This window comes from Limnobacter sp. CACIAM 66H1, from assembly GCF_001601825.1.
GTDB lineage: Bacteria > Pseudomonadota > Gammaproteobacteria > Burkholderiales > Burkholderiaceae_B > Limnobacter.
Window position 1 is genome coordinate 76,421 of record NZ_LUJK01000006.1, and the last position, 18,849, is coordinate 95,269.

The 18,849-nt window shown below is 52.8% G+C and carries 16 protein-coding genes; 1 reads left to right on the forward strand and 15 read right to left on the reverse strand.

Annotated elements, in window-relative coordinates; translation table 11 throughout:
- Positions 1–6 precede the first annotated feature (6 nt).
- The 6 genes from A0129_RS03150 to flhB form a co-directional block, all read right to left on the reverse strand.
- Positions 7–1,905, reverse strand: coding sequence for an ATP-binding protein (locus tag A0129_RS03150; RefSeq protein WP_291712337.1), 1,899 nt, complete (start codon positions 1,903–1,905; stop codon positions 7–9).
- A 6-nt stretch (positions 1,906–1,911) separates the two neighbouring features.
- Positions 1,912–2,628, reverse strand: coding sequence for an RNA polymerase sigma factor FliA (locus tag A0129_RS03155; protein WP_291712339.1), 717 nt, complete (start codon positions 2,626–2,628; stop codon positions 1,912–1,914).
- 25 nt (positions 2,629–2,653) lie between these two features.
- Complete coding sequence (locus tag A0129_RS03160; protein ID WP_291712341.1) at positions 2,654–3,472, reverse strand: hypothetical protein; 819 nt, start codon at positions 3,470–3,472, stop codon at positions 2,654–2,656.
- Positions 3,436–4,770 carry a flagellar biosynthesis protein FlhF gene (gene flhF / locus A0129_RS03165; RefSeq protein ID WP_291712343.1) on the reverse strand — a complete coding sequence of 445 codons (1,335 nt, stop codon included), beginning with the start codon at positions 4,768–4,770 and terminating at the stop codon, positions 3,436–3,438. Before flhF ends, A0129_RS03160 begins: the two co-directional genes overlap by 37 nt.
- Entirely contained in the window at positions 4,767–6,887 is a 2,121-nt protein-coding gene (flhA, locus tag A0129_RS03170; RefSeq protein WP_291712345.1) for a flagellar biosynthesis protein FlhA, read from the reverse strand. The genes flhF and flhA overlap by 4 nt, the downstream gene beginning before the upstream one ends.
- A gap of 722 nt (positions 6,888–7,609) precedes the next feature.
- Complete coding sequence (gene flhB / locus A0129_RS03175) at positions 7,610–8,740, reverse strand: flagellar biosynthesis protein FlhB (RefSeq protein ID WP_291712346.1); 1,131 nt, start codon at positions 8,738–8,740, stop codon at positions 7,610–7,612.
- A gap of 109 nt (positions 8,741–8,849) precedes the next feature.
- Between flhB and A0129_RS03180 the strand changes: the two genes are divergently transcribed.
- Entirely contained in the window at positions 8,850–9,203 is a 354-nt protein-coding gene (locus A0129_RS03180) for an Hpt domain-containing protein (RefSeq protein WP_291712348.1), read from the forward strand.
- A 47-nt stretch (positions 9,204–9,250) separates the two neighbouring features.
- Here A0129_RS03180 and A0129_RS03185 read toward each other — a convergent pair whose 3' ends face one another.
- From A0129_RS03185 to flhD, 9 genes are all read right to left on the reverse strand, one after another.
- The gene (locus A0129_RS03185; protein ID WP_291712349.1) at positions 9,251–10,996 is read right to left on the reverse strand and encodes a methyl-accepting chemotaxis protein; all 1,746 of its coding nucleotides are present in this window, start codon (positions 10,994–10,996) and stop codon (positions 9,251–9,253) included.
- 139 nt (positions 10,997–11,135) lie between these two features.
- Positions 11,136–12,974 carry a chemotaxis protein CheA gene (locus A0129_RS03190; RefSeq protein ID WP_291712351.1) on the reverse strand — a complete coding sequence of 613 codons (1,839 nt, stop codon included), beginning with the start codon at positions 12,972–12,974 and terminating at the stop codon, positions 11,136–11,138.
- Positions 12,975–13,012: 38 nt separating this feature from the next.
- Positions 13,013–13,786, reverse strand: coding sequence for a protein phosphatase CheZ (locus A0129_RS03195; protein ID WP_291712353.1), 774 nt, complete (start codon positions 13,784–13,786; stop codon positions 13,013–13,015).
- 33 nt (positions 13,787–13,819) lie between these two features.
- Positions 13,820–14,209 carry a chemotaxis response regulator CheY gene (cheY, locus tag A0129_RS03200; RefSeq protein ID WP_008253132.1) on the reverse strand — a complete coding sequence of 130 codons (390 nt, stop codon included), beginning with the start codon at positions 14,207–14,209 and terminating at the stop codon, positions 13,820–13,822.
- 9 nt (positions 14,210–14,218) lie between these two features.
- Positions 14,219–15,151 (reverse strand): chemotaxis protein, encoded by a 933-nt coding sequence (locus A0129_RS03205; RefSeq protein ID WP_291712355.1) that lies wholly within the window; start codon positions 15,149–15,151, stop codon positions 14,219–14,221.
- Between the two features lie 28 nt (positions 15,152–15,179).
- Positions 15,180–16,148 carry a flagellar motor protein MotB gene (gene motB, locus A0129_RS03210; protein WP_291712357.1) on the reverse strand — a complete coding sequence of 323 codons (969 nt, stop codon included), beginning with the start codon at positions 16,146–16,148 and terminating at the stop codon, positions 15,180–15,182.
- Between the two features lie 5 nt (positions 16,149–16,153).
- A complete protein-coding gene (motA, locus tag A0129_RS03215) occupies positions 16,154–17,017 on the reverse strand; it encodes a flagellar motor stator protein MotA (RefSeq protein ID WP_291712359.1) in 864 nt (287 codons plus the stop codon).
- Positions 17,018–17,331: 314 nt separating this feature from the next.
- Entirely contained in the window at positions 17,332–17,850 is a 519-nt protein-coding gene (flhC, locus tag A0129_RS03220; protein ID WP_291712361.1) for a flagellar transcriptional regulator FlhC, read from the reverse strand.
- Positions 17,851–17,972: 122 nt separating this feature from the next.
- A complete protein-coding gene (gene flhD, locus A0129_RS03225) occupies positions 17,973–18,290 on the reverse strand; it encodes a flagellar transcriptional regulator FlhD (protein WP_008253127.1) in 318 nt (105 codons plus the stop codon).
- Positions 18,291–18,849: the final 559 nt, after the last annotated feature.

Sequence of the window (18,849 nt, forward strand, 5' to 3'; positions counted from 1 at the left end):
ATCCTTCTAGTCGTTCAGGTCGGCGTGCTCGGGCAAGGTAAAGGTAAAGCAGGCACCTTGGCCCAGCTCACCCTTGGCACTGATCTCGCCGCCGTGACGTTCAATAATTCGTTTCACAATGGCCAGGCCCACCCCAGTGCCATCGAAATCCTTTTTGTGATGTAAGCGTTCAAATACATTGAACAGCTTGTCGGCGTACTTCATGTCGAAGCCAGCACCGTTGTCGCGAACACTAAAACTGTAAAAACGTCCTGTTTTTTCGCATTCAATGGAAACCTTTGGCTGCGCCGCCTTGCTGCTGAACTTCAAGGCGTTGTCGATCAAATTCATCCACACCTGTTTCAACAGCACGGGGTCGGCATACACAGGTGGCAGCTCGCACAGCTCCACCACATTTTTGCGTTTAGCATCGAGCTGATCCAGGATTTGGTCCAGAAGCTGTTGTTGATCTACCTTGACGCGGGCAACGTCGGTGCGCAGCAGCCTCGAAAAGTCAAGCAACCCGTCAATAAGACCGCCCATTTGACGTGCATTGTTGCTGATTCGATCAAGCAGGCCACGGGCATCGTCCGGCAGGTTTTCTGCGAAATCCTCTTTCAGAATGCTGGAGAATCCATCAATGGCACGCAGGGGGGCGCGCAGGTCATGCGACACGGTGTAAGTGAACGCTTCCAGTTCAGAATTGCTGCGCGTCAGCTCGGCAGTCCTGTCGTTGATGCGCTGCTCAAGCGTGCCGTTCAGGCCCTGCAAATCGTCCTCAAACACCCGGCGCTCTACACACAAACCGAGCAAACGAATGGCAGTCAGAACGCGCAACACGTCATCATGCCGTGTGCTGTCAACGCCTTGCTGCGCCACCATGATCCAGTACTCGGGCTGATTGGGCTCAACGGCTTTGCGCAGTGCAAACCACACGGCGGTAATGCCGAGTTCACTGGCCCAATTGTCTTCAAAATAATGCTCGGGCTTCATCTTGGCGATCCAGACCAAGCCATGTTGGTCGTGGCCCTCGAGCGGCTCGCATAGCTGCTCGGCCTGGTCCCAAAATGCCAGACCCTTTTCCAACGGCATACGCAGGTTTGGATGAGTGCCGCGTACGCGCCAGTGATTGTGTTCTGATTTGTCACGAAAACCCAGCACCACTTCAGCATGCACGGTCAGGCAATTCTTCAAACCACGCGCATACGACGCCGCCAATTCCGGGATGGGCGCAGAGAGCAGTACGCCCTGCAACAGTGAACGCTGCAAGGACAGTAACTGCTCATTCAGTCGTTTCTGTGTGCAATCGGCAGACACGCCCATGTAGCCCACAAAATCGCCGCTGGCGTTGTACAAGGGTCGACCGGTCGATTCAAAAATAATCCGCTCGGAATCCAGGGGCCAATACTCAAAGCAAACGCGATCAAAGGGCTGGTGACTGTCGAGCAGTTCTTTGAAGGTATCCCAGTTGTAGCGCGGATCGATGCATTTCAAGCCTTCGACCTCCCAACGGGCGAGCCCATCGAAAGGCAACTTGAACCCGCTCTTGGCTTGGCTGTTTTGATCTTTGCCGCGGTAGATGATTCGCACAATGGTGTGGGCAGAATCCTGATGCCAGTACCAATCACCCGACAATTCCATGAGGCGACGCAACTGGCTTTCAGATTGGATGGATGAGCGAATGATTTCAAGCAGGCCTGACATGAGCTTGTTGCCCATGAACCAAGCACCCAGCACACCCAACACAAGGGTGAGTAACACTGTCAAGTTCCAGTTGGCGGGATCGGAAGTGGTGGCGGCCATGTAAAAGCCTGCCAGGGCCAAGGGCCCAACGCCAGTGAGAATGACAAGGATCAGGGAGCGGTTGACCCGGGTGCGGGATTGCTCAAAAGTTTTCGGTTTTCCCTGGGCTTTGGGATCAGCCATGTGTGCTTAGTGTTCGCGAAGCTTGGCTTTGAGGCGACTGACCGCCTGTGTGTGCAACTGACACACCCGGGATTCAGTCACGCCAAGCACAGCGGCGATTTCACGGAAGTTTAACTCCTGCTCATAATACAGCCCCATGAGCATTTTTTCACGTTCTGGAAGGTCTTCAATGGCCTGAATCAGGTTTTCCCGGAAACGTTGGTCACCAAGCATTTCAAGCGGATTGGCTTCTTCGTCGCCGCCTATTTGGCGATCCAGATAGCCCTCGCCGTCACCGTCATCTGCGTAATCGTCATAAAACACCAACGACGCTCCACGCGAATCAAACAGCATTTCCTGATATTCGTCCAGGCTAACCCCCATGACTTCCGCGATTTCTTTTTCAGAGGCGGATCGCCCAAGTTTTTGCTCGGCTTTCAGTGTGGCAGTTTCAATTTTCCGTTGCGCCTGCCGTACGCCGCGCGGCATCCAGTCGGCCGAACGTAGCTCATCGAGCATGGCTCCACGAATTCTCTGGCTGGCGTAGGTTTCAAACTGGGCACCCTGCCCTTCTTCAAACCGGGTGATGGCATCCATCAGGCCGATCAGGCCGGCTTGAATCAGATCATCAATTTGCACAGACGCAGGCAGTTTCGCGATCAGGTGATGCGCCAACCTGCGTACTAGGGGAATGTACTGGTCCACCTGCTTTGATTTGTCTAAAGTGCCCTGGGCTGTGTACATGGAGTCTGTGCTTCCTGTCTTGTTATTACGCCAGTGCGTGTTCGTCGAAAGAGCAAATGGCCTTTGCAATTCGCCGACCTGCCGCAATCATCTCCCGACCGACCTGGTTCAAGGCTTTGCCCGAAGGCAAGGCTGGCAAATGCCCTGCATACTGCAGGGGATTGAGCAGAAAGCTCGAGGTGCTTTCCAGCAAATTTGCGAACACGTGATCGGCTTCATCTGTGCTTCTTACACCCGCAACAATAACACGATGGCGAATATTTTCGTCTACCCCTTTTGAAGAACGAATGGCTTGAAAGGCACGGGTCACCGATCGGGATGTGGGTTGAACCACCCAGTACCAGTCGTCTTGTGGGGAAAAGGCCTTGGCCAGTTCCACTGCCTCATAAGGCAGGGTGGCATAGAATCGATCGCAGCTCACCGGCATGCGGTGCAGCTTACCCAATAAAGCCAAGGCTTGTGCGGGCTTGTTAGCCAATGCCGCCAGGCCCACTTTGGCCACCACCAGGTATTGCGATTCAGCAAGCTCAATGACCTGGTCTTCCAGATTCAGCTTGCCGTTGAAGAATTCGATCAAATCGGTGCGCGCATGGGTAGGCAGCAGTTGTGGCAGACCTGCTTCAGATCCGTCAAACAACACCGCAGCGCGATCAGAGCGTGCCTGTTGCTCCAAGACAAAACGGGCCAAGCAAGCAGCGTAATCGCTACCCATGTCACCAAGAATCGGGTGAACAATGGCGGCCTTGCGGCCCAACAGGTGTCGAAGTGTTTTGGCTTGATCCATGGGATTCAGTAGACCATAAAACTTTAAATTCCAGTCGCAGAGACTTGGGCCATTTTCCATTTCAATTCCTCGCTCGAGGGTTGAAAGGCCTGACTGCTGCGTGCCCGCATGGCGCGGTGCACCAACACACGGGGATCGGCCGGAAAGAGGTCTTCCGGCACGCGCTGACCGGTGGCAATGTAGTGCAAGGCCAGTTTGTGACGCATGACCACATCGAGCACGCCGCCTATTTTGATGGCTTCATCGAGTTTGGAGAGAATGGCGCCACTCAGACCGGTGCTCTTGTAATGACGAACCACGTCATCCAGAGTTTCCGGCTGGCTGGTGGCGTTGAGCAACAAGACACGTTTGACATGACTGTCGGTCAGGATTTTGGTTTGCTCGGCCACGCGCGAGTCACGCTGCCCCATACCCACGGTGTCAATCAAAATCAGGCGCTTGCGTTGCATGCTGGTGCGCAACTGGGCCAGATCCGCATGAGTTTGCGCTGTGTACACCTGCACACCCAGAATCTTTCCGTAAATGCGCAGTTGATCTTGAGCGCCAATTCTGTAGCTGTCGGTGGTGATCAACCCCAGAGAGTCGGCGCCATACTTCACCACGCAACGCGCGGCCAGTTTGGCGGTCGTGGTGGTTTTGCCCACACCGGTTGGACCCACCAAGGCAAATGTGCCACCAGTTTCTACAATGTCTTTGTCACCCGGCACCACATTCAGATTTTTCTTGATGACATTCATCACCCACTCTTGTGTTTGAGAATCGCTCAAACCACCGGGCAACTTCTCAACCACCGTGCGGGCAAACAGGGGAGAGAACCCGGATTGGGTCAACTGATTCCATAGCTCGCCGCGTTGCGGATTTTTTTCCAGCGCATCACGCCAGGTGATCATGGCCATTTGGTCTTTCAACAATTGGCGCATTTGCTTGATTTCTTCCAGCACTGCGGTTTGCTCGCTGGCCATGGCGTCGCTGGCGGCTTGAGAACGACGCTTGGCGACGTCCGAAATCATGTCGTGTTCGGGCAGGGTTTGGGGTATTTGGTGGACCACGGGAGCACGGTTGATGAGCACATCCCGCTGGGCAGCCACTTGCTGGGCAATTTTCTCGGCTGCAGTGGGTTGGCGGGTGGCTTCCTGTGCAGCAAATTGCGTACGCTCGGCCTTGGTCCATGACAGTGGCGCAGCAGTGGCAGCCGGTTTCTCGGTCACCGTGTCAAGGTCTTGGGACGATGCAGCCAGCACTTCAGTGCCTGCCGCAGTTTGCTTAGTGGACAAGATAATGGCGTCTTCACCCAGTTCAGCACGCAGCTTTTGCAAGGCCTCTCTTGTGGTGGGGGCTGTGAATTTTTTCAGCTTCATGCTTTCGCTCCTACGACTTGCGCAACGCGGATAGTACGGTTTTCAGGAATTTCACTGTGCGACAACACCCGAAGGTTGGGTGCAGCGCGCTTGAGTAAACGGGCCATGGACAAACGCAGTGCATCGGGTACCAACAGCACGGGGCTTTGGCCCAGTTGCTCTTGACGGCCCGCCGCGTCAGCAGTCTGGCGAGCCAGGTTCTCTGCGAGGTTCGGGTCAATGCCCACCTGGTCTTGCCCGGCTGCGCTGTGTGCGTGGGTAATCATTTGTTCCAGTTTGGGTTCCATGACCAGCACGTTCAGGTCTTCACTAGTCCCCGCCAAGGCCTGGACAATGGCACGGCCCAAGGCAATGCGCACTGCCGCGGTCAGTTCAAGCGGGTTCTTGGTTCGAACGCCGTTCTCAAGCAGGGTTTCAAAAATGGTTCGCAGGTCGCGAATATGTACGCTTTCTTCCAGCAGGTTTTGCAACACCTTTTGAATCACTGCGACATCCAGCAGTTTGGGAGTCAGGTCTTCCACAACTTTGGGCGATGTTTTCGCGCAGTGGTCCAGCAACTGTTGGGTTTCTGTACGCCCCAACAACTGCGCCGCCGAGGTTTGCAGAATGTGGGAGAGGTGCGTGGCCACCACTGTGGACGCATCGACCACCGTATACCCTGCGGCATTGGCTTTTTCTTTCTGGTCATCCGATATCCAGACCGCTGGCAAACCAAATGCAGGGTCGGTGGTTTGCGGGCCGGGCAACTGCATCGTGACGCGACCAGGGTTGATGGCCAGATGTTGGTTCGGGAACACTTCGCCCTCACCCATGCACACACCCTTGAGCAAAATACGGTAGACCGAGGGGCGCAGTTCCAGGTTGTCACGCAAATGCACTGCAGGCGGCAAGAAACCGATTTCCTGTGCAAACTTTTTGCGAATGGCCTTGATTCGCTTAAGCAAGTCGCCGTCCTGTTTGTTGTCCACCAAGGCGATCAACCGGTACCCAACTTCCAAAGCAATGGTGTCGATGGGCACGAGGTCGTCCCAAGTGGCTTCCTGTGCTTCGGTGGTGGCGGCCTTGATTTTTGCCTGATCTTCGGAAGTGGTGGTGACCTTTTGAACCGCTGTTTTCTGCGACAGGTGATACGCCAGATAAGCAAACCCGGCGGCCAGCAACAAGAATGCAAAACTGGGCATGCCGGGAATGATACCCAGCAGGGCCATGATGCCTGCGGTGATGCCCACTGCCTGCGGGGATTTCAGTAACTGGCCTGCCAATTGAGTGCCGATGTCTTGGCCTTGACCCACGCGGGCAACCACCAAACCAGCTGCAATTGAAATGACCAGCGCTGGCACCTGGGCCACCAAACCGTCACCAATGGCGAGCAACACATAGTTGGTACCTGCGTCGGCAAAAGTCATGTCATGTTGCATCACACCCACGGCGAAACCACCGATGATGTTGATGATCAGAATCATGATACCGGCCATGGCATCGCCACGAACAAATTTGCTGGCACCGTCCATGGAACCGAAAAACTCGGCTTCCTGGCTGACTTCTGCACGACGCTTTCGGGCTTCGTCTTCTGCGATCAGGCCTGCGTTCAAATCGGCATCAATCGCCATTTGCTTGCCGGGCATCGCATCCAATGTGAAACGGGCTGACACTTCAGCGATACGGCCAGCACCTTTGGTGATCACCACAAAGTTGATCAACATCAGAATCACGAACACCACGATACCGACCGCGAGGTTACCACCCACAAGGAAGTGTCCGAAGGCTTCAATCACCTTGCCGGCAGCATCCGGACCCTCATGGCCATGCATAAGAACCACGCGGGTTGAGGCCACGTTAAGGCTCAAACGCAACAAGGTAGTGACCAGCAGGATTGTTGGAAACGCTGCAAAATCAAGGGGGCGGGTTGTGTACAGTGCTGCGACCAGCACCATGAGGCTGAGCGCAATATTGAATGTAAAAAACAAGTCGAGGGCGAAGGCTGGTACAGGCAAAATCATCATGACCAGAATCATGATGATAAAGATTGGCGCGCCGAGGGTTTTTACCTTGTCGCCGGCCAGGCCTGATTTAATGAAGTCCAAAGAGAATGCGGTGGAGGCCACAATTCCGCCCATCAAGTTGTTAACGGTTCAATTATGGAAAACTTTAGGTTTTCTCAACGGAGGAATTGAAGGCGAATTACCGTCTTATTGTGGATTGGGTTCCGATCTCTCGCGGTGCGTTAACTGCCCGATCGACTTGGGTTCCGATCTCTCGCAGCTTTCTTGCTGGCTCAATCGGCTTGGGTTCCGGTCTCTCGTCTGCCGGTTAACCGCCCGATCGGCTTGGGTTCCGATCTCTCGCCAGAAAACCTGTTGATCCCTTGCTGAGCCTTGCGATGCCTGAGAACGACCCTCCTAAACTGCGGGTCGGGTCCGTTCTCTGTCGCCCAGGCTGGGCGACACCGGCCCTGCTCGGCACACAAGGGCAGGTTTTCTTGAAGGCGAGGCGATCGAAACACCGCCGCCGATTGGGCACCAAACACAGCTGCGAGTTGCGTGGTGATGGCGAAGCGCTGCACGGGAGTGCGGGGAGCTGAACTTGCAATGGGTCGCACGATGACCAGTCAGAAAACTTGCCGGCTTGGCGCGTCGAGGCTAACGATCGCGCCCTGGCGCGAAAGCCAAGACCCGACCGTTACTTTTGGAGGGCTTGGCTTAGTGCAGACTCAAGACAACAAGCCGAAATGCCAAGTTTTCGAGCAGCGGTGACCCTTCAAGTTCAGCTCCCAAGTCACCAGCCCTGTGCGACACAAACAACCCACGCCGAGTTGAGCAATAAACAGCAGCGGTGGTCCTCAGGCAGCCGGCCCCGGATCCATGCCTTTCGGAATATCAGCCTCTCCAGGCACTTCCACCATGTGGCCCTTGCCTTCCGCAAGTGCATAAACATAGGCCAGCAATTTGGCCACTGCCGTGTACAAAGCACCTGGAATTTCCTGTTCAAGCTCCACATTGGAATACAAGGCACGAGCCAATGGAGGCGCCTCAACCAAAGGAACCTTGTTGTCCCTGGCCACTTCCCGAATTTTCAAGGCCAGCGGGCCAATGCCTTTGGCCACCACACGCGGGGCACCTTTGCCATCCTTGTCGTATTTCAAGGCAACGGAGTAGTGGGTCGGGTTGGTCACAATCACATCGGCATTGGGCACCGAAGCCATCATGCGGCGGCGTGCTGCTTCGCGCTGCATGCTTTTGATCTTGCCTTTCAGGTGGGGGTCGCCTTCCGACTCTTTCGATTCTCGCTTGAGTTCTTCCAGGTTCATGCGCAAACCTTTGTAGTAGCGCCACAGCTGATAAGGCACATCAATCGACACAATCAACAGAAATGCAATCGCAAGAATGAGCGCGTCCTTGATGGTAATTCGCGCAGTCTCAGCCATGCCATGCTCAAGAGGCATGGCTGACAGCTGGGTGAACTCACCCAAATCCTGCATCAACAGCAGATAGCCAACACCGCCCAACACCACTGTTTTCAAAATGGCTTTGACAAGCTCGGCCAAGCCGTTGACTGAAAATATGTTTTTCAAACCCTTGATCGGATTCAGCTTTGAAAGCTTGGGCTCCAGCGGTTTTGTAGACCAGTTAAAACCACCTACTGCAATATTCGAAACAATTGCGGCAACCACCACCACCAGAAAAAGAGGAACAAGAATGAACAGGCTTTCTTGCAGCATGGACACCCATTTCAAACCCATGTGTTTGGTGTCAAAAGCCTGAGCACGGTCCAGCACCAGGCCCTGTCGCATCAGCTTTTCACTTTGGCTGACCAGCTCACCACCCATGGTGTAAAGCAAACCTACACCGGCGAGCAGCACCACCCCCCCACCCAGCTCTCGGGAACGGGGAAGATTACCCTCTTCGCGCGCTTTGCGGATCTTCTGTTCCGACGCGGGTAAGTCTTTTTCCTGATCGGTTTCTTCTGCCAAAGCAGCACCTGCAGTGTTGGAATGTTCTTATTATGAAAAGGATACACGCAATTCAAAACCCTGATTTGAACGGGTAACATGGGATTCTTCTGTATTCAAAGTCAAATCCATGCATTACGACCCCACCGAAGCTCTGGAGCGAATCGACAACGACAAAGGTTTGCTGGCCATGTTGATCTCCGTCTTTGTCAAAGAATGTCCGAACTACATTGGAAAGTTACAATCTGCCTGCGACAAACAGGATCTCAATGCGCTGGGTGATGCAGCCCACAATGTGAAAGGTGCAAGTGCCGCGATTGGTTTTGAAGACTGCCGAAAATTGGCCGAGGAACTCGAGGTTACCTGCAGACAATCCGGTGTGAAAAGTATTGCGCACTTCGAGAGCAGCACTGCCAGACTGATAGCTGTATTGAACCAATGCGAAACGCTCTTGAATGACTGGGCAAAAAAAAACCGCGCCTGAGCGCGGTGAGAAACGGACCCCTATCCGTTTTTTGAAGTTTCAAGTACTTAATCCTTGATTAACAACTCGGGGCTGAAGCCCAGTCTGAGGCCACCCCAATGGCGTCCGTTGATTTCAATGGGCAGCGACAAATCGTTCAACACTTCACCGGTGTCGCGTCGATAAGTTTGCAACAACCAGGGCGACAGGTTTTGTGCTGCACGCAGGCCAACCGGGTCGCTGAACATGCGCTTGTCCCGGCTTTCCACCAAATCTTTTTTCAGGTCACCAGTCAAGGGGCGTGAATACTTGCTGTTGTGCGTTGGGGCATAACCTTTTCTATCCACACACAGGGAAAATACCGAGCCAGGTACATTGGCCACCAATTGGTCATAGGCATTCTGCAGTTGGCGTTCAACCACTTTATCGTAACGCGTGCTGTATTTCTGCGGGTTCGAATTGGGTACTGGCTTGTAGGCCTCATCGAAAATATCGTGACCATTGTCCAGCGCCTGAATCAGAATGTTTTTACACTGCTCGCGCGCCAATATGGCTTGCTCGATGATTTGCTCGTAGGCACCCTTGCCAATTTTGAACCGGGCTACCAGCTCTTTGATTCGATCTGTGGCGGCGGCTAGCTCAGAGCTTGATTTTTCGGACTCACTGGTTTGATTGATCACTGACTGCGCGGTCTCGCGTATTTCCGATGCTTTGCCAGACACATCCATATTGATCTGTTTGACCGATTGAACTTGATGAGTCACATCATTGATTTGCGTGCTCATTTCCTCAAAGCTGTGAACCATGCCAGAGAACTTGGCCGAGGAAGTGCTGACAGTTTGCTGTCCCTTCAAAATGCTTTGATTGATCTCTCGTGTTTCCTGCTGAGTCTCACCAACCAGACGAAGCATGGAAGAAATATTGCCGCGAATTTCGCCAGTGGCCGACTTCACGCGTTCGGCCAAACCTCGCACTTCGTCAGCAACCACCGCAAAACCGCGACCCTGCTCACCGGCGCGTGCCGCTTCGATTGCAGCATTCAATGCCAACAAATTGGTTTGATCTGAAATGTCGTTGATCAGCTTGACGATGTTTTCAATGCCTTTGCCAGTTTCTGCCAGCTTTTCAACAGTGTGTCCAAAACTGTTCAAGCTTCCGGAGGCGGAATTCATTTCATCGGCCACGGTCAACAATTCACGGTACGAGGAGTTCACTGTGTCCAGATGTTCTTCGGTGGCTCGCGACAAGTAGTTTGCGCTGTTGGCCACATTCTCCATGGCGCTTGATGCTTGGTCCGCCGCCAGGAAAATTTCAGACGTGATATTGCCTTGTTTGTCCGCTGTGCGGCTGGCGTCTTTCAAACTACCGGAAACACGCACCGATTCCATGGAGACCTGTGCAGTCATTCGGCGAATCTCGTGAATCAAGTCACGAAGGCGCACCATAAAGGCGTTGTAGTTTTCCGCGAGACCACGCAGTTCATCTTCTGTCACGGTGGGCAGGTTCACTGACAAATCACCCTCACCGTTGGCCAATTGGTCCATGCGCTCGCTCAGCAAGTGCACAGGCCGTACGATCAAATGACGCAGGTATGCAAAAGCACCGGCGCAGGCAACCAAGGTAAAGCCAAGGGAAATACTGAGGATGAGGCGAAAATCGCCCATTTGTTCGGGGGTCAGCTTGCCCATGGCCCAGCTGTAGATGACCAGGTATCCGATCAAAACTACGAATGCAATGCTGGCCACGTTGCCAAACAGCTTTCGACTGAGTGTGTAGAAAAAGCTCTTCTCGATCAAACGGTACAGAGAATTCATGAGGTCAACTCCTTGCCCCTCGCTTGGTACGCGAGGTGTTTGTGAATGTCATTGGCATCTTGTGCCGATAATTCAATTATCGAAATAAAATGAGTCAACCATACGGGTTATAAAACCCGGAAAAACACCTTAGTTCTACTTAAAGCTTGCCTTCAATCAACTCACGGAGTTCAAGAACCAACACCAGCAAACCTTCGCCCGACAAGGTAGCGCCAGCCACGCCTTTGGGCTTGACGCCATCCAGCGGCTTGATCATCACTTCATCCTGACCCACCAGCGAATCAACCGCCAAAATACAGGCCTTGTTGCCGCTGATTGTGAGTACACCCACCTTCGGAGTCGGCGCACTTTCACGGCCAATCAAGGTGGCCAGATCAAGCAATGGAATCACCTCACCGCGCACTACCATGGTGGGCTTGCCACCCACATACTGCACCTTGTCTTCTTCGATCGGAATGATTTCCCGAACACAGGACAAAGGCAGGGAATAAATTTGCTCTTCAAGCTTCAACATCAGCACTGGCAAAATCGCCAGGGTCAGAGGCAACAGAATCGTGATGGTAGAACCATGACCTGGCTCGGATTGAATTTCAATTCGACCATTCAAACGCTGAATATTGGTTTTCACCACATCCATGCCCACACCACGGCCCGAAATATCCGAAATTTGGTCTTTGGTTGAAAAACCGGGCAGGAAGATCAGCTGCAGGCTTTCCTGCACGCTCAACTGCCCTGCCTCTTCGGCAGAAATCAAACCTTTTTCAACAGCTTTCTCACGAATGATTTCAGGGCGCATGCCACGGCCATCATCCTGAATTTCAATCACGATGTGGTCACCAGTCTGGCGTGCAGACAAATTCACAATACCTTTGGGATTCTTGCCACAGGCTGTGCGATCGGTAATCGTTTCGATACCGTGGTCAACCGCGTTGCGCACCAGGTGGATCAAGGGGTCATTCAGTTCTTCGAGAATGGATTTGTCCACCTCGGTTTCTGCACCCTCAATCACCAGCTCAACATCTTTGCCCAACTGGCGTGACACATCACGGGCCAGACGGCTGTACTTCTGGAATACACGTCCGACTGGCTGCATGCGCGCCTTCATCACGGCCGACTGCAAGTCAGAGACCAACATGTCAAGCTGGCCCACCACAGTGTCGAGCGATTTGATCAATTCTTCATTGCTGGCACCTGATGCAAAAGCCTGGAAAAGGCAGTTCAGGCGGTTCTTGGTCAAACCGATTTCACCGCTCAGGTTCAGGATCTGATCAAAACGCGCGGTGTCCACGCGAATGGTATTTTCCTTCTGTGCAGCAGCTGCAGGTTGCGCTGCTTTGGCTTTGGGTGGTGGCGCTTTGGGGCGAACTGCTGCGGCTGCCTGTTTAGAGATGGCTTCAGTGGCCATGTCCGTGCTCAACGCGGCCTGTTCAAGTTCTCGTGGTGGTACACCCACCACGGCTTCGTACAAACCAGCCCAATCCAGATCATCCTCTGAAATTTGTGCAAGGTCATTCAATGTTTTGGATTGGCTTGGCGCTGGGGCCTCTGCCGCGGCTTGAACAACAGGCGCTGCGGCGGTTGCCACAGTGCGTCCTTCAATCGCCGCGTCGAGTGCTTCCAGCAATTCCGTAGGTGCGGCACCCGGCTGATGACCATTGCGCATTTCACCAAACATGCGATGCACTTCCCCGGTTGCAGCCATGATGGAGTCCATCATTTCAGCATCCAGAACCAGCTTCTTGGAGCGCAACAAGTCGAACAGGTTTTCTGTTTTGTGGCATAACTCCACCAGGTGTGTGGCTTCCAGAAAACCGGCTCCACCCTTAATGGTATGGAAACCCCGGAAAACAGTGGCCAACAAATCGGCATCTTCCGGACTTTGCTCCAGTTCGACCAGCTTGCTGTCTACGTCCTCCAACAAGTCGCCTGCCTCGGTCAAGAAGTCCTGTAGCAGTTCGACATCACTGAATGCGCTCATTTGTATTCTCCCACGTCAGCCCGGTTGTGTTGGTGTTGTTAGAAGCCGAGGCTTTCCAGCAGGTCATCGACCTGGCTTTGATTGCTGCACACATCGGTACGACCTTCTGCATTGATGGCCGGACCGTTGAGGAATGTTTCTTCAACCTGCCTGCGTTGATCTGGCGGCGTGGTGTCAAGCAACAGTTGAACCAGTTGCTCTTCAAGACCCTGCGCCATATTGCCGATGCGGTTGACCACCTGACCTGTGAGGTCATGGAAGTCTTGCGCCATCATGATATCGGTGAGGTGTCCCCCCAGTTGCCCGCTGCACTGGCTGATTTCTTTCATGAATTCGCGATTTTCACGGGCATGAGACTTAAACTCTTCAAGACTCATTTCATTGTTGTAGAGGCGATCCCATTGCCTGTCGAGCTCGGCGGCACGTGCTGAAACATCGTCATTCAGTTTTTGCGAGGCCTCCACTGCTGCCAGCACTTTCTCTGCCGCTTTACCAGTCAGGTCTGCGATGTAGTTCAGGCGGGCGCGTGCATCGGGCAACGCATTCACTGCATGCTCAACGCTTTTGTCGTAACCCAGTTCACGCAAGGCATCGTGCAGTTTGCGAGTGAGGGAACCCACGCGACGAAACACATCATGCGGATCTTCATCGGTCGGGTTGGAATTCACTGTTGCTTGAGCAGCGGGTGCGGAAGAAGACGGTGCCTGTGGGGCGGCAGCAGGTGCATCATCCCAAACACGTTGTTGCGCAATTTCATCAAACAACGCTTCCAAATCGTCGTTGTCACCACTTTTCAGATTATCAGGGCTCATCGTTGCGACCTCTCCATTTCTGATTCTTTGTAATTAGACAGACATCTTCGCGACGATCTTGCCCAGTTTTTCTTCAAGGGTTGCCTTGGTAAAAGGCTTGACGATGTAACCATTTGCGCCCATTTGGGCTGCGGTTACGATGTCCTCTTTCTTGGCTTCAGCAGTGACCAGCAACACGGGCAAATGCTTGAGTTCAGCATCCGCGCGAATGTTCTGAAGCAACTCAAAGCCGTTCATGTTGGGCATGTTCAAGTCGCTCACGACGAAATTGAAGTTACCGGCCTTCAGTTTGGCCAAAGCCACTGCACCGTCTTCTGCCTCATCGGCGTTGTTGTAGCCAATTTCCTTCAACAGGTTGCGAACAATTCGACGCATGGTCGAGAAGTCGTCAACAATCAGGATTTTTAAATCTTCGGGGTTCATGCTTGCTCCTTACGCTGGGTGAAGCATTGAGGTAACCATCTGCGCCAACTCTTCGGGATGAAACTTGCCCACATAGGCATCCACACCAACTTGCTGACCCAACTTCTTGTTTGCCACAGACGACAGTGACGAGTGCATCACGACAGGAATGCCCTTGAAACGAGCATCCTCCTTGATGTGACGTGTCAACACATAGCCGTCCATTTCAGGCATTTCGGCATCCACCAGGATGAGAGAAACCACATCCCGAATATCTTTGTTTTCCTGCTCGGCGCGACTGGCAATGTTGCGCAGTTTTTCCCAGGCCTCGCGTCCGTTAATCGCGCTTTGATAAGGCAGGTGAAGTTTCTCGAGCACTTCAGTAATTTTCTTGCGAGCCATGTTCGAATCGTCTGCAAAGAACACGGGGTATGGATGATCGGGGCGCATACTGTCCATGTTCGGTACATCGCCTTCACCAATCACTTCTCCCAGAATTTGCTCCACATCCAGAATGGACACCAGCTTTCCGTCGGGCAGTTCTGTCAGGGCGGTGATCATTGCGCTTTGGGACTGGCCAATGCTTTGAGGCGATTTCACCTGCTCCCAGTCCACACGTACAATCCGGTCCACGTCCTGCACCAGAAAGGCCTGCGTGTGTGAAGAGAACTCGGTGATGATCAACTTGGTACGTGCTTCGCCGTTGCCCATGCGCAGACATTGCGCCAGATCAATCACTGGGAGAATGCTGCCCCGCAGTGAAATGATGCCCTCCACGCCAGCCGGCATGTTGGGGGTTCGCGTGATGGGCAAGGTTTCGCACACTTCGCGGACCTTGAACACGTTGATACCGAATACCTCGGTAGAGCCCAACGAGAACAGCAATAACTCCATTTTGTTGGAGCCTGCAAGCCTTGCCTTCTCGTCAATCATGTTCATCAAGCGATAATCGTTTTGCATCATGTTGCTCCTGACAAATAGTCTGTTTCTTTCAATTCGTACTTGGTCCGTTTTTTGGAAACGGCAAGCCTTCAACTTTGGGTACGGGCGGCAACTCGATCAAGCCAGGGTCTTGCCCTTCATCCAGATTGGCCAGCGCCCGTACTGCTTCTTCTGCGCGTTTGTTCATCACCACAATCGCGATTCGTCGATTCACCGCGGCGTAGGGGTCTTTTTCATCCAGCGACACCGAGGAAGCCAAACCCACCACACGCAACATTTTGCTATCCGGCATGCCTGCCAGGGTCATTTCACGGCGACTGGCATTGGCGCGGTCTGCCGACAATTCCCAGTTGCTGTATCCCTTGTTGCCCGCCGCATACGGCGTGGCATCGGTGTGGCCTGACAACGTCAACTTGTTGGGTACCTGGTTCAGCAACTTGGTCAAATTTCTCAAAATGTCCTTCATGTAATCTTTCAACACCGCGCTGCCTGAATCAAACATGGGGCGATTTCGCTCATCCACAATTTGAATTCGTAAACCCTCAGGCGTAATGTCGAGCATGATTTGATTTTTAAACTGTTTCATCAAATCTGATGCGTCGATTAGGCCCTCTATTTCCCCCTTTAATTCCAGCAAGCGCTTTGACTCTGCGCGCTCGAGCGCTTCTGCAGTCGCGTCGGAAGTACTGCTGTTGGTGGCCTTGTCGGTACTTCCACTTTTGATTTGCCCCACGGAGCGCGACAAATCAGTACCCCCCGCATCTATTACACTCGTGGCGGTGCCAGAACCGGGACCCCCAACCAGTGCCACCTTCAAAGGTGAGTTGAAATAATCAGAGATGCCTTTCAGGTCACCTTCGGAAGTGGAGCCCAGCAACCACATCAACAGGAAAAAAGCCATCATGGCAGTCACAAAGTCGGCATACGCAATTTTCCAGGCGCCGCCGTGGTGACCATGACCACCTTTCTTGATCTTCTTGACTACGATGATTGGACGTTCTTCGTCGGACTTCGCCATGATGCTTATTTGCCCTTGGTGCTCTTCACGTGCTCTTCCAGCTCAATGAAAGTTGGACGCTCTGTGGAATAAAGAACCTTTCGGCCAAACTCGACAGCCAGTGCAGGCGAATAACCATTCAGGCTTGCCAGCAAGGTGGTCTTCACGCACTCGAATGGCTTGGATGATTCGGCAATTTTGTGGTTGATGATGCTGGCCAGAGGACCGACGAAACCGTAGGCCAGCAAAATGCCCAGAAATGTACCCACCAGGGCGGCTGCAATCATCACGCCCAGTTCAGCGTTACTGACCTGTCCCACTGAGCCCATGACGTGCACCACACCCATTACCGCAGCCACGATACCGAATGCCGGCAAACCGTCGGCCATTTGCTGAACTGCCGACTGGGGGGTGTGCGCTTCCTGATGATGCGTCTCGAGTTCGCCATCCATCAGATTCTCAATTTCCATGGGGTTGAGGTTTCCGCTCACCATCAAGCGCAGGTAATCGGTCAGGAATTCAACAATGTGGTGATCGGCCAATACTTCGGGGTACTTCTGAAACAGGGGACTTTGTTCTGGCTCTTCGACATCACCTTCAATCGACATCAAACCCTCTTTGCGAACCTTGGTCAGGATTTCATACATCAAGGCCATCAGGGACATGTAAAAGGCCTTGGTGATTGCGCTGGGTTTGAATGCGCCACCCAGGGCCTTGCCGGTGGCCTTCAAAATACTCGGTGTGTTGCTCACCACAAACGCACCCAGAGCACCGCCGCCAATAATCAAAATTTCAACTGGCTGCCACAACGTTACCAAGTGCCCCCCCATGAAGGCGAAACCGCCCAGCACGGAGAAAATCACGATCACGAATCCGATTGCTACTAACATGGGTTGAAGTTCTCTGTCGATGAATGGTTTTTCTGTATAGGTATTGTCGGCAGAATTTGTAAAATCTTTTGTCCGAATAAAGTGGCTTTTCTGGGTGATTTCAAGGCATGGCCAGGATTTCACAATCCTTGGTGATAGCCATTTTTGAGGGGGGTTCAATAAAAATGACCAGCAACATTGGCTGGTCATTTGAGAGATGAGAAACCCCCACTGCAGACCCGGAAGAGACAGAGGGTGGGAGGATGCAACCGGACCTTTTGGTGCAGCGGGGGTAAACGGAAAGCCCTTCTCCCTGGGCTTTGCAAACTGAATACTTAAGCTTCGACGCTGGCTTCTTCGTTGAAGAAACGATCAGCTGCCGACTGCCGGGTTTTTCCGGCACGGGAAGGCATGTGGCACAGGCCACAAACGTAATCGTTGACCAACTCATAGGTGTGCACAACAAAACGGCCTTCGCAGTCTTTGCACTCGGTAGTCGTCAACATCCCGGCATCAAAGAACTTGACCAAACGCCATGCGCGAGTCAGCGACAAAACCTCGGGCAAACCCAACTGGGTAATTTGCTCCAGGTACATTCGGTAAGCCTTGATGATTGCCTCAATGTCTTCAATGTCAGTGCTTTTGATCAGCGTTTGATAGATGTTGATAAACAGAGAGGAATGAATATTGGGCTGCCAGGTCATGAACCAGTCGGTTGAAAATGGCAGCATGCCTTTGGGAGGCGACTTGTGTTTGAGTTCTTTGTACAACTTCAACAAACGTTCGCGAGACAACTGTGTTTCGGACTCGAGAACTTGCAGGCGTGCATCCAGGCGAATCAGCTGTGTAGCCAACTAGATTTGTGCTGCTTCGTCGATGATTGATTTAACTTTTGCCATGATTTTTTTGACCCCTGTCTGATGTCAATGTTGGATGCCTGAGTTGTTGTTACATCCTGAATAATTGCCGTGTGTAGTTAAGCTGCTGCGTTTACCGCTTTGCCAGACATGATGATTGCCGCATGCATGCCGGAAACACTGCGATCTTTGGTGTGACTGGTCAGCAAATTCCAAACCACTTCGTCGTCGAAACGGAAACGACACATCAACATGTTGCTCGACGCGATGCGAAGTACCTGGGCGGTGGTCAGTTGGTCGATCAATTCAGCCACTTCATCAGAAATGCCCAAACGGAATGTGGCTTCGGCGCGGTCTTCGCGAATCAGTTGCTGAGCCAGCAACAAGTAAGACAGGTTGGTTTCGCGAATTTCATCTAACAGACGGGTACTTTTCATTTGAACATCCTCCAATTCAATCTCTGTTGTACTGCATCCTCAATTTGCGCTGCTTTCTTGATTGCAGCGACACTTCCCTCATACGTATCTTCGGCTTGTCGCCCGATTACCTGAATCATCCAACTTCCATTCATTGAGTCACCGAGCAGGAAATCAACGTGTAGGGAACTGCCTTACATGGACACACTGTCGCTGAATAGGCTCAATGGAAGAATCACAGTTTGGGGGGATCCCCCCATTCGATTGACCCCCCACTTCGTGCTGCCCCTTGCGGCGGGGGCCCCAATTGTTAAGCGTCTACTGAAGATAACGGACACCTTTTAAGAAAACTTGAGGAGGGAGCGGCATTCTTTTTCAGGAAAAATCGCCTCATTACGACACTGATTCAGTGAACTTGAGGGTGCAACAACAATATTTTTTATTTGCGAATGAAAGCCTCAAGTTTCATTTCACGGCATCGATAACAGGGCATAAGGCAGCGCACCAGATGACGCAGCCACCCTGAATCAACGAAATTGCTTGGAGAAATATCATGCTAGGAATCAACACCAACGTAGCC